The 13,135-nt window shown below is 67.7% G+C and carries 13 protein-coding genes; 6 read left to right on the top strand and 7 right to left on the bottom strand.

Translation table 11 applies throughout. The features are described from left to right. The first annotated feature begins 204 nt into the window (after positions 1–204). Entirely contained in the window at positions 205–1,038 is an 834-nt protein-coding gene (locus ACZ5VD_RS37305; RefSeq protein WP_468684942.1) for an alpha/beta fold hydrolase, read from the top strand. Between the two features lie 293 nt (positions 1,039–1,331). Here the strand turns inward: ACZ5VD_RS37305 and ACZ5VD_RS37300 are convergent, their stop codons facing one another. Next, positions 1,332–2,030, bottom strand: a complete 699-nt coding sequence (locus ACZ5VD_RS37300) for an IclR family transcriptional regulator (protein ID WP_468554749.1) — start codon at positions 2,028–2,030, stop codon at positions 1,332–1,334. 197 nt (positions 2,031–2,227) lie between these two features. On the opposite strand from ACZ5VD_RS37300, the gene ACZ5VD_RS37295 reads away from it, so the two are divergent. The 4 genes from ACZ5VD_RS37295 (at position 2,228) to ACZ5VD_RS37280 (ending at position 6,708) form a co-directional block, all read left to right on the top strand. Continuing rightward, entirely contained in the window at positions 2,228–2,914 is a 687-nt protein-coding gene (locus ACZ5VD_RS37295) for an SDR family NAD(P)-dependent oxidoreductase (protein WP_468554748.1), read from the top strand. A gap of 216 nt (positions 2,915–3,130) precedes the next feature. After that, positions 3,131–4,261: an MFS transporter gene (locus ACZ5VD_RS37290; protein WP_468554747.1), complete on the top strand. Its 1,131-nt coding sequence runs from the start codon at positions 3,131–3,133 to the stop codon at positions 4,259–4,261. 147 nt (positions 4,262–4,408) lie between these two features. Further along, the gene (locus ACZ5VD_RS37285; RefSeq protein ID WP_468684940.1) at positions 4,409–5,407 is read left to right on the top strand and encodes an SMP-30/gluconolactonase/LRE family protein; all 999 of its coding nucleotides are present in this window, start codon (positions 4,409–4,411) and stop codon (positions 5,405–5,407) included. Between the two features lie 401 nt (positions 5,408–5,808). Then, positions 5,809–6,708, top strand: coding sequence for an NADP-dependent oxidoreductase (locus ACZ5VD_RS37280; RefSeq protein WP_468684938.1), 900 nt, complete (start codon positions 5,809–5,811; stop codon positions 6,706–6,708). A gap of 267 nt (positions 6,709–6,975) precedes the next feature. Here the strand turns inward: ACZ5VD_RS37280 and ACZ5VD_RS37275 are convergent, their stop codons facing one another. The 5 genes from ACZ5VD_RS37275 to ACZ5VD_RS37255 all read right to left on the bottom strand — a co-directional run bounded on the left by ACZ5VD_RS37275 (position 6,976) and on the right by ACZ5VD_RS37255 (position 10,898). Then, a complete protein-coding gene (locus ACZ5VD_RS37275) occupies positions 6,976–7,791 on the bottom strand; it encodes an oxidoreductase (RefSeq protein ID WP_468554744.1) in 816 nt (271 codons plus the stop codon). Positions 7,792–8,017: 226 nt separating this feature from the next. Then, entirely contained in the window at positions 8,018–8,533 is a 516-nt protein-coding gene (locus ACZ5VD_RS37270; protein WP_468684936.1) for an alpha/beta fold hydrolase, read from the bottom strand. Between the two features lie 246 nt (positions 8,534–8,779). Next, positions 8,780–8,941: a hypothetical protein gene (locus tag ACZ5VD_RS37265; RefSeq protein WP_468554761.1), complete on the bottom strand. Its 162-nt coding sequence runs from the start codon at positions 8,939–8,941 to the stop codon at positions 8,780–8,782. A gap of 275 nt (positions 8,942–9,216) precedes the next feature. Next, positions 9,217–9,747, bottom strand: coding sequence for a 2,4'-dihydroxyacetophenone dioxygenase family protein (locus ACZ5VD_RS37260; protein ID WP_468554742.1), 531 nt, complete (start codon positions 9,745–9,747; stop codon positions 9,217–9,219). A 20-nt stretch (positions 9,748–9,767) separates the two neighbouring features. Beyond that, a complete protein-coding gene (locus ACZ5VD_RS37255) occupies positions 9,768–10,898 on the bottom strand; it encodes a zinc-binding dehydrogenase (RefSeq protein WP_468554741.1) in 1,131 nt (376 codons plus the stop codon). Positions 10,899–11,097: 199 nt separating this feature from the next. Between ACZ5VD_RS37255 and ACZ5VD_RS37250 the strand changes: the two genes are divergently transcribed. After that, the gene (locus ACZ5VD_RS37250; protein ID WP_468554740.1) at positions 11,098–12,093 is read left to right on the top strand and encodes an AraC family transcriptional regulator; all 996 of its coding nucleotides are present in this window, start codon (positions 11,098–11,100) and stop codon (positions 12,091–12,093) included. A gap of 221 nt (positions 12,094–12,314) precedes the next feature. Here the strand turns inward: ACZ5VD_RS37250 and ACZ5VD_RS37245 are convergent, their stop codons facing one another. Then, positions 12,315–12,695 (bottom strand): AMP-binding enzyme, encoded by a 381-nt coding sequence (locus ACZ5VD_RS37245; RefSeq protein WP_468554739.1) that lies wholly within the window; start codon positions 12,693–12,695, stop codon positions 12,315–12,317. Between the last annotated feature and the right edge of the window lie 440 nt (positions 12,696–13,135).

Genomic DNA, 13,135 nt, shown 5'->3' with positions numbered 1-13,135 from the left:
CCCGCACGGCACTGACCGGCACTGACCGGCACTGGCCAGCACACATGATCAACCCCGACAGACCCACAGAACGACAACGCCGCGGGACACAAGGTGACTTCGCCGTCCGGGCATCGCGCTACCGGCCTGTGACCACGCCGTCCGGACCGAACCCCGGTTCAATCACCGCTCGGACCGCAAACACAACCGAGAAGAGCAGCACCCGTGAGTGAATGGCACCTGTCCCAGACATTCCACAGCACATCAGGCAACGTCCGCTGGGACAGCCTCGGACAACCCGCCCAGGATCCGGTCGTGCTCCTGCACGGCACACCCTTCTCCTCGTATGTCTGGCGCGCTGTCGCCCGCTCACTCGCACGCCGTCACCAGGTGTTCGTGTGGGACATGCCCGGATACGGGGCATCGGAGATGTCAGCCGACCAGGATGTCTCCCTGGCTGCCCAGGGCAGGGTCTTCACCGAGCTTCTGACACATTGGGGCCTGGAGGAACCCCTGGTGGTCGCGCACGACTTCGGCGGTGCCGTCTCCTTGCGGGCGCATCTGCTGCACGGCGCCCGCTACCGCGCACTCGCTCTGGTCGACCCGGTCGCGCTGGCGCCGTGGGGATCCCCGTTCTTCCGGCTCGTCGGCGAGCATTCCGCGGTCTTCGAGCAGCTGCCTCCCGCCCTGCACCACGCCCTGGTCCGCGAGTACATCACTTCGGCCAGCAGTCCTGGCCTGCACCCGGCAGTCCTCGACCAGCTCGTCCGGCCCTGGCTCGGCGACCTCGGCCAACCGGCGTTCTACCGGCAGATCGCCCAGGCCGACCAGCTCTACACCGACGAGGTGCAAGACCGGTACGGCGAGATCGCCATCCCGACGCTGGTCTGCTGGGGCCAGGACGACACATGGATTCCCGTGGCGAAAGGACGGGAGCTCGCCGCCCGCATCCCGGGAGCGCGACTTGAACCCATCGCCGATGCAGGCCATCTCGTCCAAGAAGACGCGCCCGCCGAGCTCACAGCCGCTCTCATCGCCTTCCTCCAGAATCCGCGCTGACGCCCAACAACCCGGTGAACCTTCCCGGTCGCAGCGCTCACCACCGAAGACAACGGGGGCAGGAAGCCCCGTGGTATCAACAAAGGACTTCTTCGCCGAGGTCCGAACGGCCTGTGCCCCCACAGCAGCCGCCCTGGGACTGACCGGCCCTGAGGAGACCGAACGTGTCATGCCACGCATCACCTACAAGGGCGCCTTCGTCGTCCGTTCTTCGCTGACGCCACCACAGCCGAAAGTCGTAAGGTCGGCGCGCTCTCGCATGCGCTGGCTTTCCACTTTCGAGTGGTTCAGGGTCACAACCATTCCTGGTTGGCCGGTCGCACTTTGTCCAGTGCCTCGCGGATCTTCTGGCCGATTGTGATGAGGCGTGATTCCGGGAGGCGGCTGGTAGGCCCGGCGACGGCGATCGCGGCGCGTGGGGTGACCGCGACGGCGACACACGAGATGCCTGCCTGCTGGCTGTCCAGGTCGAGGGCGAAGCCGTGGTGCTTGGCGTCGGCGATTTCCTGTGCGTGGCGTTCCCACCGGTCCGGGTCTTCGGCGCGGACCAGGTGGGCGAGGTCGGCGTCGGCTGCGAGCAGGGCGTGGCCGAGTGCCTCGCCGATCAGCGGCTTTCGCTCGCCGGGCCTGACGGCGAGGTGCAAGGGCTTGTCCGATTGGACGGCGTCCACGCACAGGTAGTCGGTGCCGGTGGCGAATGCGAGAAAGGTGGACTCGCCGGATGCCTGGCTCACGTTCTTGAGCACGGGCCGGATGCGGGCGCGCAGCGCATGTTCCGCCTCGGCGTCCAGGCGCAGCAGGCGGTTGAGCTTGCCGGTCAGCCGGTAGGCGGCGCCCTTCTTGTTCTGCGTGATGTAGCCGAGCCCTTCGAGGGACGCGAGCAGATTGTGGGCGGTGCTGCGGTTCAGGCCGGCGCCGTCGGCGAGTTCGCTCAATCGTGCACCTTCGGGGTGCGTCGCGATGCGTTCCAGCAGGTCGAAGGCCCGCTGCACGGACTGGAGCACACGGCCGGAGGAAGTTTCGGATTCCATAATGTTGAACTCTAGCAGATTAGAAGGTCTGATTGTTTGACAGTGTGGACTACGCAGGGTCAAGGTGGTGATCGAGGGCGCGTTCGTAGTGAGCGCCGCATCAGCGGCCGTACCGGCCGGCCCCCACCCATCGCCCCCCGTAGGAAAGAGACACAGGTATGTCACGCGTCATCCTCATCACCGGCGCGAACCGCGGCATCGGCCGCGAGCTCGCCGCCCAGTTCGCCGCGGACGGCGACACCGTGCTGCTCAGCGCCCGCAACGGCGACGCCGCAGCGCAGGCAGCCGCAGAGATCGGCGGCGACACCCACCCGGTCCAGCTCGACGCCTCGGACCCGGCGAGCATCAAGGCCGCGGCGCAGAAGGTTGAGGCCGAGCACGGTCGTCTCGACGTGCTGGTCAACAACGTCGGCGGCATCTTCGACTACGCCCAGCAGGCGTCCACGGCCGATCTCGGTGTGGTGCAGGCGGCGCTGGAGATCAACCTGTTCAGCACGTGGCGTGTCACCCAGGCCATGCTGCCGCTGCTGCGCAAGGCGCAGGGTGCCCGCATCGTCAACGTGTCCAGCGAGGCGGCGTCGCTGGCGCGCATGGGGGCGGCCACTCCTGCCTACGGCGCGTCCAAGGCGGCTCTGAACGCGCTGACCCGTTCGCTGGCCGCGGAGCTCACCGAGGACGGGATCACCGTTCACGCCGCGAGCCCGGGCTGGACGGCAAGCGATCTCGGTGGCGAGGGCGGCCGCCCCCTCGCGGACGGCGCGGCCAGCATCAAGCACGTCGTCAACCTCCCCGCCGAGGCGGGCACCGGCGCCTTCTACCAGGACGAGCAGATCCTGCCCTGGTAACACCCGATGCGCAGGGTCAGCACCGAGAATGCGGTCCTGGCCCTGCCGCCCTTTCAAGGGCGGGGCGCCGGCGGTCGGCGACCGGACAAGCCCCCGCCGCACCCCGAAGGCGCGGAGACCATGACGGACAACTCACCCGCACATTCACACACGTCCAGCCAGAGCCCCGCGCGGGAGCTCTCCCGGCCACTGGTGCCAGTGTTGTGGCTCGTGCTCATGGCGTCGCCGGTGGCCGCCGCGAACAACGCGACGGTGCTCATCCTCGACGACATCGGCACCGCGCTGGACACGACCACCGCGACCGCTTCCTGGCTCGCCACCGTGTTCGCGCTCGTCCTGGCGGTGGCGACACCACTGCAAGCCGCGCTCATGAGGCATCGCGGCAGGCACACGGTGCTCTTCACGAGCGCCGCGCTCGTCGCCGCCGGCACGCTCATCGTCCTGGTCTCGCCCTGGCTGCCCCTGGCCGTGGCCGGACGGGCCACCCAGGCCGCCGGCGGAGCAGGGCTGAACGTGCTCGCCATCGCCCTGGCCGGCAGCGCCCGCAGGATCGGCGCCATCAGCGCCGGGATGGGGCTGTTCGGTGCGGTCAGTCCGCTGGTCGGCACCCAGCTCACCGACGTACTGTCCTGGCGTGTCGCGCTCTCCATGCTGGCGATCACGCTGATCGCCGTACCCGTCGTCAGCCGCCGCGCCGCACCAGGCGCAGCCGGAACAGACCGTTTCGACACGTGGGGCGCGCTGCTGGTCGCGATGCTCTCCGGAAGCGTCGTGATGATCGCCTCGAACCCACTGCCGGCCCTGGCAGCAACGGCCATCTCGATCATCTGGCTCATCATCCATACGCGCCGCCGCCCCGACGGCTATGTGCCGATGACGACAATCCGGTCCACGCGGTTCCAGACCGCCACCTGCCTGACACTCGCTCTCTCCGCGGGGTACTTCACCCTGCTGTTCGTCATCCCGCAACTGCTCATCACCCGCGCCCACTGGACCAAAGACGCCGCCGCCACCGGACAGCTCATCGCGATGGTCCTGGCCTCACTCACCACCCTCGGACTCACCTCCATCGCCGCCCGGTTCTCCCGCACGAACATACGGATCGTCCTCGTCGCAGCCGGGACCGTTGCCCTACTCGCCGCGGTCCTCGCGAATGCGCCACTTCTCCTTCTGGCCGGGATCTTCCTGGCGCTGTTCGCCGCGACCTCGGCCAACGCCACCCAGGTCATCGCGGCCACCGCCTCCGTGCCCGAACAGGACAAGCCGACAGCGATCGGGCTGTTCACCCTCCTCTACCTCCTCGGCGGCGCGATCGGCCCCGCGCTCGCCTCCGCACTGGTGCTCTGACGCGCACCGCAGCCGACATTGCGCGTCACGGGCCCGTCCGCCACGGCGCCGACACACACACCCGATGCCACCCCGCAGGGGCGCATCCTGGCCCCACCTGACAGGTGGGGCCAGGACTCACCCGAACTCACACAACAGGAAGACGCCATGCGCACAATCCTCTGGAAGCGTTCGTCCGCCCGTGTCCTGAAGGGCGTACCCGTCACGTTTCTCGCGGCGGGACTGCTCGTCGCCGGTTCCCACACGGCGACCACCGCTGTCGCCGCCACCCCCACCGTCCACCACGTGGCCGTACAGAACAAGGTCATCACGCTGCCCGGCGCCACCTCCGCCGAGGGCATAGCGGCAGGCAAGGGCACGACCTTCTACGCCGGCGACCTCTACGCCGGAGACATCTACCGCGGCGACATCCGCACCGGCACCGCCGAACGCTTCATCGACGCCCCCGCCGGCCGGGCGGCAGTGGGGATGAAGGCCGACACGCGCCACGGCCTGCTCTTCGTCGCCGGTGACAAGAGCGGCCAGGCGTACGTGTACAGCACCTCCACCGGCGCGGAGGTCGCCACCCTCCAACTCGCCGCCCCCGGCACCACCAGCCTCATCAACGACGTGGTCCTCACCGCGGGCGGCGCCTGGTTCACCGACTCCGCGCAGGCAAAACTCCACTTCGTGCCCGTCGGCAAGCAGGGCACCCTGGGACAGGTCCGCACCCTCGACGTCACCGGCCCGGCCGCCGAGCTCAGCGGCGAGTACAACCTCAACGGGATCGAGGCCACGTCCGACGGCAAGACGCTGGTCGTCGGTCACTTCGCGAACCAGCGGATCTACACCATCAACCCGGACACCGGGGCCTCCAAGCTCATCAAGGGCATCAAGGCACCCAACGCCGACGGCCTCGTGCTCCACGGCCGAGACCTGTGGGTGGTGCAGGGCTTCGACAACAAGATCTCCCGCTTCAGGCTCAGTAGCGACCTGCGCAGCGGCACCCTCGAGAAGGAGATCACCAGCCCGGCCTACGGCGTCCCGGCCACGGCGGCACGCTTCGGCCACCTGCTCGCCGCAGTGAACGCCCACTTCGACACCCGCCCCACACCGCAGGACCCGCCCGCCTCACCCACCTATGAAGTGGTCGTCACCAAGTCCTGACCCTGACCACTACACATGAGGCCGCCGCTGCGCAGCAGAATGCCGCACGGCGGCGGCCGCCGCTGTCGGTCACCCGGTCGAACTTTCCCGCGGCACGGATGACACTGGAGCGGTCGACGCCGACAGCAGACCGGGAAGCGCGTGCGGGAGATCGTGCTGCAGATGGGCAAGCCCAGCATCGGCCGATTCGAGACGGCGTCCCTCTGTACCGCCCACCACGGCTCCTCCAACGCCACCCAGGTCATCGGGGCCACAGCCTCTGTGTCCGAGCAGTGTTCACCCCCCTCTGTCCCCTCGGCGCCGCGATCGGCCCCGCGTCGGCCTCCGCACTGGTGCTCTGCTCGCTGCGCAGCCCGAAATCAGCGCCCTGAACTCACGGTGATCCCCGAAAGGAACTCAGCATGAAAGCAGCAGTCATCGTCCGCACCGGACCAGCGGACGAACTCACCTACGCGGACGTGGAGTTCCCGCAGACCGGGCCGCACGACATCCGGGTGAAGACGGCCTTCGCCGCGGTCAACCCGGTCGACATCTGGACTCGACGAGGCATCCCCGGACTCGATCTCACCTTCCCCGCCGTGCTCGGCTGGGATGTCGCGGGAACCGTCGACGCCGTCGGCTCAGAGGTTTCCCGGTTCCGGGCGGGCGACCGGGTGATGGGCATGGTCAAGCAGATGACCCGGCTCCACGGAACCTACGCGGAATTCGTCAGCGCACCGCAAGAGCTCTTCGCCCCGGTACCCGCCGGGCTCAGTCTGGAGACAGCGGCGGCGGCTCCCCTGACCGTCCTGACCTCGGCCAAGCTCCTGAGCAACCTGCACCTGCCTGAGCGGGCGAAGGTGCTCGTCACGGGGGCGGCGGGCGCTGTGGGACGGGTCACCGCCCAGTGGCTCGTCCAGGCCGGGCACGAGGTCTCGGGCCTGGCCCGAGCCACGGACGAGGACGATCTCACCTCACTCGGCGTCCGCACGGTGTATCCGTCCCGGACGGACGTTCCTCAGCAGGCGTTCAACGCCGTCATCGACACCGCGGGGCTCTCGCAGACGATCTCTACCGTGCGCGGCGGCGGCGAATTCCTCTCGATCACGGATAACGAACAGCCCGGCCCGCAGCGCGAGATCACGCCCCGCAAGTGTTACGTCGAGGAGGACGGAGACCAACTGGCCGTGATAGCCGAGCAACTGGCCGACGGCACACTGTCGGTGCCGCTCTGCCGCACCTACCCGCTGTCGAACGCCGCAGCGGCCCACAAGGCGTTCGAGCAGGGAGGCTGGCGAGGAAAGCTTTTGCTGGCCCCGTAAGAACATGCGGGACACTCCGACGATGATGGGCCTCCTACGCACGTGCCACGGCGATGCCGCGCGGAGTAGCGCCTCGACGTATTCCTGCCCACCACCCGGGACCGTACTGCTCCCGACGCGAATTCGAAAGCGCAGTACACGACTTGGTAACCGCGGGCGCAGCCGACCGGACTTCAGCAGCAACGGCCAGAGTTCAGGCTCATGCTCAATCCAGTGAATCCGGTATGCCGAGAGACACGATCCGCACATGTACCCGGCTCTGTGCCGTCAGCTGGTCATGCGGTTGAGTTTGCGGATGCTCTTGTCGAAGGCACGGGCCGGGACGATGCGCCGCAGCACGCTCACGCGTGCGGCGATCGAGCCGGCGGGGTAGCTCAGCTTCGGCTTCGGGTCGGTCGCTGCCGCGACGACCACCTTTGCCACGACGGCGGGATCGTCGCCACTTCTCATCTGCCCCTCCATCAACTCGTCGAATATTGCCCGTTGCCGCGTGTATACCGGCAGGGGGGTGTCGGCCTGCACCATGTTGACGTCGAACGGGGTGTTGATGGGACCTGGCTGGACGCGCAGGACTCGAATGCCCTGCTCACGGACCTCGTGGTCCACGGACTCGGAGTAGCCTTCCACCGCATGCTTCGTCGCGACGTAGACGGCCATGAACGGGTTGGGCACAAATCCGATCACCGACGAGATGTTGATGATGCGTCCCCTCCCCTGGCGGCGCATGTGCGGCAGGACGGCCTTGGTCATGCGCATCAGGCCGAAGACGTTCACCTCGAAGATGCTCTGGGCCTGGGCTGCGGAGATTTCCTCGGCAGCTCCGTTGGCACCGATCCCGGCGTTGTTGACCAGGACGTCGATGCGCCCGAACTTCTCGATCACCTGCTGAACGACGCTCTCGACTGAGTCATCGCGGGTGACGTCGAGACTGAGGAACGTCACACCGCCGCGTGAATCTTTCCCCGTCGCCTTGCGACTCGTCCCGACCACGTCGAATCCTGCCTCGGCGAGCGCGTGCGCTGTCGCCTTGCCGATACCCGAGGACGCGCCGGTCACGAGCGCAAGCGGTCTATCTGTTGTCATGGCTAGCTCCCTGAATTTTTTAAATTACGATGATAATACAATAGCAGAGTGACCGGCCTGGACGATCTCCGATCGCGATGTCCGGCATCCCTGCATCCGGACATGGACGTGGTCTCCATGCAGCCTCGCCGGCGGCAAGCGTCCCTCTTCTGACCAGGGCGTGAGGGGCGCCCGAGCGGGCGGCGACAGTGACCGGCGCCGCCCGCTCGGCCAATGCCCTTCCCGATCAGAGACCGGCGAGGAAGCCGAGGAGTTCCGTGTTGACCGCCTCGGGCTGCACCTGCTGGATCCAGTGCCCGCAGTCGGCCAGGATCACCGCTCCCCGCAGGTCTTTGACCTTCTCCCCGATCCGGGCGATCGCTTCCTGGCTCCAGATCGTCGTCACGTCCCGGTCGCCCCCGATGAAGAGCGCGGGCACAGTCACCGGCCTGTCCTTGTACTCTCCAAGGGCTTCCCAGTTCAGATCAGTGGTCCGGTAATGGTTCAGCGGCCCAGTGAGCCCCGTGTGCTCAAGCTCGGCCACGGGGAAGTCCACGTCATCCTGGTCGAGCCAGTCGGGCAGCTTCTTCGGCAGTTCCAGCCGTGCGCCGAAGCCTTCCGTCCGCGGTGCGCACATGGCACTCCGCACGAATTCCCGCAGGATGTCCGGCGGGAGCGCCGTGGGGTCGACGCCGACGAGCTCTGGCGGCAGGGGGCGGTCGGCGGAGAGGGGGTAGAGGCCGCTGATGAGCCACGACCGCACGTCCGCTTCGATCTCCTGCTCCGCAACGCCCCCGGAAGAGAGAAGTACTCCTGGTAGAACAGCATGTCGGGGCCCGCCAGCTCGCGGGCGACCTCACTCGGGCGCCGCTCTCGAACGGGTTGCCCGGCAGCCCTGCCAGGCCTTGTCCGCCGAACGGCTGGCTCAGCGCCACGACCCCGCTGAAGATGTCGGGCCGGGTCCATGCCGATACCCACGCCACCGGTGCCCCGTAGTCGTGGCCGACGATCACGGCACTCGACTCGCCCAGTGCCTCGACCACGCCGACGCAGTCCGCGACCGACTCGGTGATCCGGTATGCGGCCACCTCGGCGGGCTTGGACGATCTCGGCCGTATCCCCGCAGGTCCATCGCCACGGCGCGATAGTCGGCACCAGACAGCGCGTCCATCTGGTGCCGCCACGAGTACCAGCACTGGGGGAAGCCGTGGACCATCAGGACCATCGGGCCTGCTGTACCGGCGATCCGCAGATGGATGCGCTGTCCGTCGACCCGGACGGTGCGCTCTTCCCATTCGGAGAGGGGCATTGGCGGCCTCCATGTCGCTCCTGCGTGCGAAAACGTTCCTTCGGGAACAACTCGGTCCCGTCGCGCCGCCCCCGAAGGGAGGTGGTGCGCGGACGTCGGTTGCCACTGTGACTCGCTGCCCGCACCGCCGTGCCTGGTTACGCGTCGCTGAACTTCGCCGTGCCACCGGTCAGGTAAGTGATGGCGCCGAGACCCTGCGCCCGTGCGCAGTCCTCGGTCAGCTTCCGGACGGTGACGGCGTCGAGGACCGAGTGGAACTGGCCCGCGTCGGTGAAGCCGACGTTGGCGCCGTACACGATGAACAGCACGACCGTGGGCTCGGTGGTCGTCTCCGGCACCTTGAACGTGTGGACCGAGGAGGCCGGCTCGTAGAGGTAGGACCCGGCGGTCTGCGGCTGGTCCGGGTACTCCTTGTAGATCCACTCGCCCTTCAGGGTGTAACCGTGCACCGGGCCGGTGTGGAGGTGGATGGGCAGCTCCACACCGGGGGCGAAGGTGCCGACGATCACCCACACTCCGAGCTCTGGGTCGAGGAACAGCGGCTGGAAGTCGATCCCGGGGCCCAGGGAGTCCTTCAGGACGGGGACCTCGTTCACGTTGACCGTGAGCAACTCGGTCTGGGGAAGGGAAAGAACGGGGACCTTGTGCGCGGTCAGTTCGGCGGTCATGACGGGTGCCTGCTTTCTTCTCAGGTGCCGCAGTCAGTCGGCGGGAGGGCGGCTCGACTCGGATCAGGCCACGGAAGGACGATGATCTTGGCGTCCTTCTCGGGGTCGGCCAGCCTCACGAAGGCTTCGGGCACGTCGTCGAGTGCGACGCGGCTGGTGATGAACGCCTCGACCTGCAGCTCCCCGGAGGCGATGTGTCCCAGGGCCTGGCCGAACTCCTCGGGTGTGTAGGAGAGGCAGAAGGACAGGTCGATCTCCTTCATGATCGCGAAGCTCGGGTGGAAGGAGTCCTGCACCATGCACAGGCCCGCGACGACGACCTTGGAGCAGGCCGCGGCTCCGGCCAGGATCTGCTGGATGACGCCGGGGACTCCGACGCACTCGAAGACGACGGACGGACGCAGCCCCCCGCCGGGGAACATCGAGGTCTGGCGGCCCCACCGTGCCGGGTCGGAGGAGGCGGCGACCTCCTGCCAGGACTCGTAGGGCGACGTCTCACACGGGTCGACCACGACGTCGGCGCCGAGGGCGGTGGCCATCGCCCTGCGCGACGGCGAGAAGTCCGACGCCACGATCGGGCCGATGCCCCGCATCTTCAGGACCGCGATCACCGCGAGCCCGATGGGGCCGCAGCCGATCACGAGCGGTACGTCGTCGGGTCCCAGACCGCCACGGTTGACCGCGTGCAGGGCGACCGCGAGGGGTTCGGCGAGGGTGGCGATGTCGTCGGGGACGTGGTCGGGCACCGGAACGAGGAGGTCTTCCGACAGGAGCATGTACTCGGCATACGCACCAGGGGTACCTGGACCTCCGAAGCCGAGGGTGACGGGTTCCGGCCGCAGCAGAAACGGTACCGAGACGACGCGGCTGCCAGGGGTGAGTGTCTCGCGGCAGCCGGGGCCGTACTCGACGATCTCGGCGCAGAACTCGTGGCCGAGGACGACCGGTTCGTCCAGCTTGAACAGCTCGACTCCCGCCGCCTCCCTGGCGTTGTCCAGCAGCTGGGCGCCGTGGGTGACGCAGTGCAGGTCACTGCCGCAGATTCCCGCCGCCAGGACCTTGACGAGGGCCTCGCCGGGGCCGGGCTGCGGGAGCGGCGCCTCGACGACCTCAAGGCCGCTGTTGACCATGACGACTGCCTTCATCGACATGAACCGCTCCTCGCGCCGCCGTCGCAGCTATCGATGGCGACAAGGGTTTGTCCTGCATGAACGTGGTTGTGCATGGCTCTGTCTGCTTCCTCGAAGCCGGAGATTGTCACGCTGACGAGGTGACGTCGATGAGGATGCTGGCACCGAGCAAGGCTCCAGAACTTGTCTTGATGCGACTATTAGTTGACACTTGGCGACTGTGGCCGACCTGATCCGTGGTCTCGCGCTCCTCAACGTCGCCGATCTGGTGTCCAGTCTCGGCGGCGACCCCGACGCCCTGATGCGCGCGCATGGCGTCGACCCCATGGCCGCCGGTGACTACGACACGTTCCTTCCGTACTCCTCGGTTGCCGCCGTGATCGGGGACGCGGCCCAGGAACTCGGCTGCCCCGATTTCGGGATGCGCCTGGCCCGTAGGCAGGGCATCCAGCTGCTGGGTCCCGTCGCGGTCATCATTCGCAACGCGGAAACTGTGGAGGCGGCCGTCGACGGGGTCTCTCGCTGCCTGCATCACCTCGCACCTCCCGACTCCACCGAGTTGATCCGCGAACCGGACGCGGCGATTTTCACGTTCTCGACGAACCTGCGACGACTCGCTCATCGCGACCAGATGATCGAGAAGGGCCTCGGTATCGCGATGGACGCGTTCCGGCTGATGCTCGGGGAGAGCTTCGTTCCGCTCCGGGTCACACTGCAGCACCGCCGTATAGCGCCCATGGCGAGCTATCGCGAGATGTTCGGATCTCCCGTCGAGTTCGAGCGGGAGGTGAACTCCATTCACCTGCCCCCTTACGCGTTGACCCAGTCGATCCGCGGCCGGGACGCGGCAGCACTGGCCCTGGCCGAGAACTACCTCGCCGGCATGCGGCCCGACCTTGCAGTCGCCGATCACGTGCGCGGCGTGACCCAGCGGCTTCTGGTCGTCAACCACGCCGACCTGGTCGCGGCCGCGAGGGCCATGTCCCTGCACCCGCGGGTACTCCAGCGCAGGCTCGCCGAGTCGGGCACGTCCTTCGAGGAGATCCTCGACGACGTACGGCGCGACATGGCATGGGATCTCTCCGCCACCGGCATGCAGATCTCCCGGATCGCGACCATGCTCGGCTACTCGGAGACCAGCAGCTACACGCGCGCCTGCCGACGGTGGTACGGCGAATCCCCCCGGCAACTGCGTGCGCGACGGCGGAGCGCCTGATCAACCAGATCCGTCGAAGGACCGCCACGGGGTGATCCACTCGTGTGTGTGGGGCTTTCACCGAGTGCCTGGCACTGACCAACTACTGCCTACGGCACGCCGCGAGCCTCCTGATGTTCCTGAAAATGCGCTGTCTTCCTGTTCCGCCAGGCGCAACGGCCCTGGAGAGGGCACGCCGATCGGCCCCGGGGGCAGGCTAGTTCCCGCGCGCGGCCGCCGCCCTAGAGTCCATGGGTCTCGGTGCACACCTCCTTCCGGGCCACCCGCAAGGAGGACCCGAAGGGAGCACATTGCGGACACAACTGGCTTCGCCGTCCGGCGAGTTCACGCTTCAGGATCTGGCCGGTGGACGCCATGGGCAGTGCGTCGACGAACTGGACGATCCGCGGGTACCTGTAGGCGGCCAGCCGCGCAGCGGCCCGGACGACGAGCTCGTCCTCGGTCATTCGACTCCCTGCCTTCTTCACCACGACGGACTTGATCTCCTCGCCGCGGGAGTCGTGCGGTACGCCGATGACGGCGACAAGCGAGACCGCGGGGTGCTCCATGAGCACCTCCTCGACCTCACGCGGATAGACGTTGAACCCGCCGCTGATGATCATGTCTTTGGGGCGGTCGACGATGCAGTAGAAGCCGTCTTCGTCTTTGCGGGCAAGGTCCCGGAGCGGAACCAGCCCTCCTTGATCACTTCGGCCGTGCCGATCGTCGAGCAGGGAGGACGACGTCCCCGGCCCTGATGTGGTTTGACCCTCCGAGCGGAGCTGGGCGACGGCGGTACCCAGGTAGCGGGAGTTGTTCCATACGGCCGGTGTTGAGGACCAGGCCGAGGGCGGCGAACTGGTCCTCCCAGACCTCGCGGTACGCCGGCGGATATCGTCCCGGCCACCGTGACAGATAGCGCAGGCCAGGCCGTAGCAAGATTTTGCGGCGATGCATCGTCGCCACTGGGGCCTCGTGGAAGCGGTCGCGGTTCGTTGTCGCTCAGCGCTCGTCCGCGCCCGGTTCGGTACTCCTCCAGTAAGGACGCCGTCCGCCCGAGGCC

The sequence above is a fragment of the Streptomyces sp. NPDC032822 genome (genome assembly GCF_055578825.1).
The sequence above is the reverse complement of the archived record's forward strand: the minus strand, read 5'-3'. Positions and strand labels throughout refer to the sequence as shown.

What these genes read in the sequence shown, in the direction of transcription:
- ACZ5VD_RS37295 (WP_468554748.1), top strand. Translation starts at nt 2,228, where the DNA reads ATGTCACGCGTCATCCTCATCACCGGCGCGAACCGCGGCATCGGCCGC.
- ACZ5VD_RS37290 (WP_468554747.1), top strand. Translation starts at nt 3,131, where the DNA reads ATGGCGTCGCCGGTGGCCGCCGCGAACAACGCGACGGTGCTCATCCTC.
- ACZ5VD_RS37285 (WP_468684940.1), top strand. Translation starts at nt 4,409, where the DNA reads ATGCGCACAATCCTCTGGAAGCGTTCGTCCGCCCGTGTCCTGAAGGGC.
- ACZ5VD_RS37280 (WP_468684938.1), top strand. Translation starts at nt 5,809, where the DNA reads ATGAAAGCAGCAGTCATCGTCCGCACCGGACCAGCGGACGAACTCACC.
- ACZ5VD_RS37275 (WP_468554744.1), bottom strand. Translation starts at nt 7,791, where the DNA reads ATGACAACAGATAGACCGCTTGCGCTCGTGACCGGCGCGTCCTCGGGT.
- ACZ5VD_RS37265 (WP_468554761.1), bottom strand. Translation starts at nt 8,941, where the DNA reads ATGGACGCGCTGTCTGGTGCCGACTATCGCGCCGTGGCGATGGACCTG.
- ACZ5VD_RS37260 (WP_468554742.1), bottom strand. Translation starts at nt 9,747, where the DNA reads ATGACCGCCGAACTGACCGCGCACAAGGTCCCCGTTCTTTCCCTTCCC.
- ACZ5VD_RS37255 (WP_468554741.1), bottom strand. Translation starts at nt 10,898, where the DNA reads ATGTCGATGAAGGCAGTCGTCATGGTCAACAGCGGCCTTGAGGTCGTC.
- ACZ5VD_RS37245 (WP_468554739.1), bottom strand. Translation starts at nt 12,695, where the DNA reads ATGATCATCAGCGGCGGGTTCAACGTCTATCCGCGTGAGGTCGAGGAG.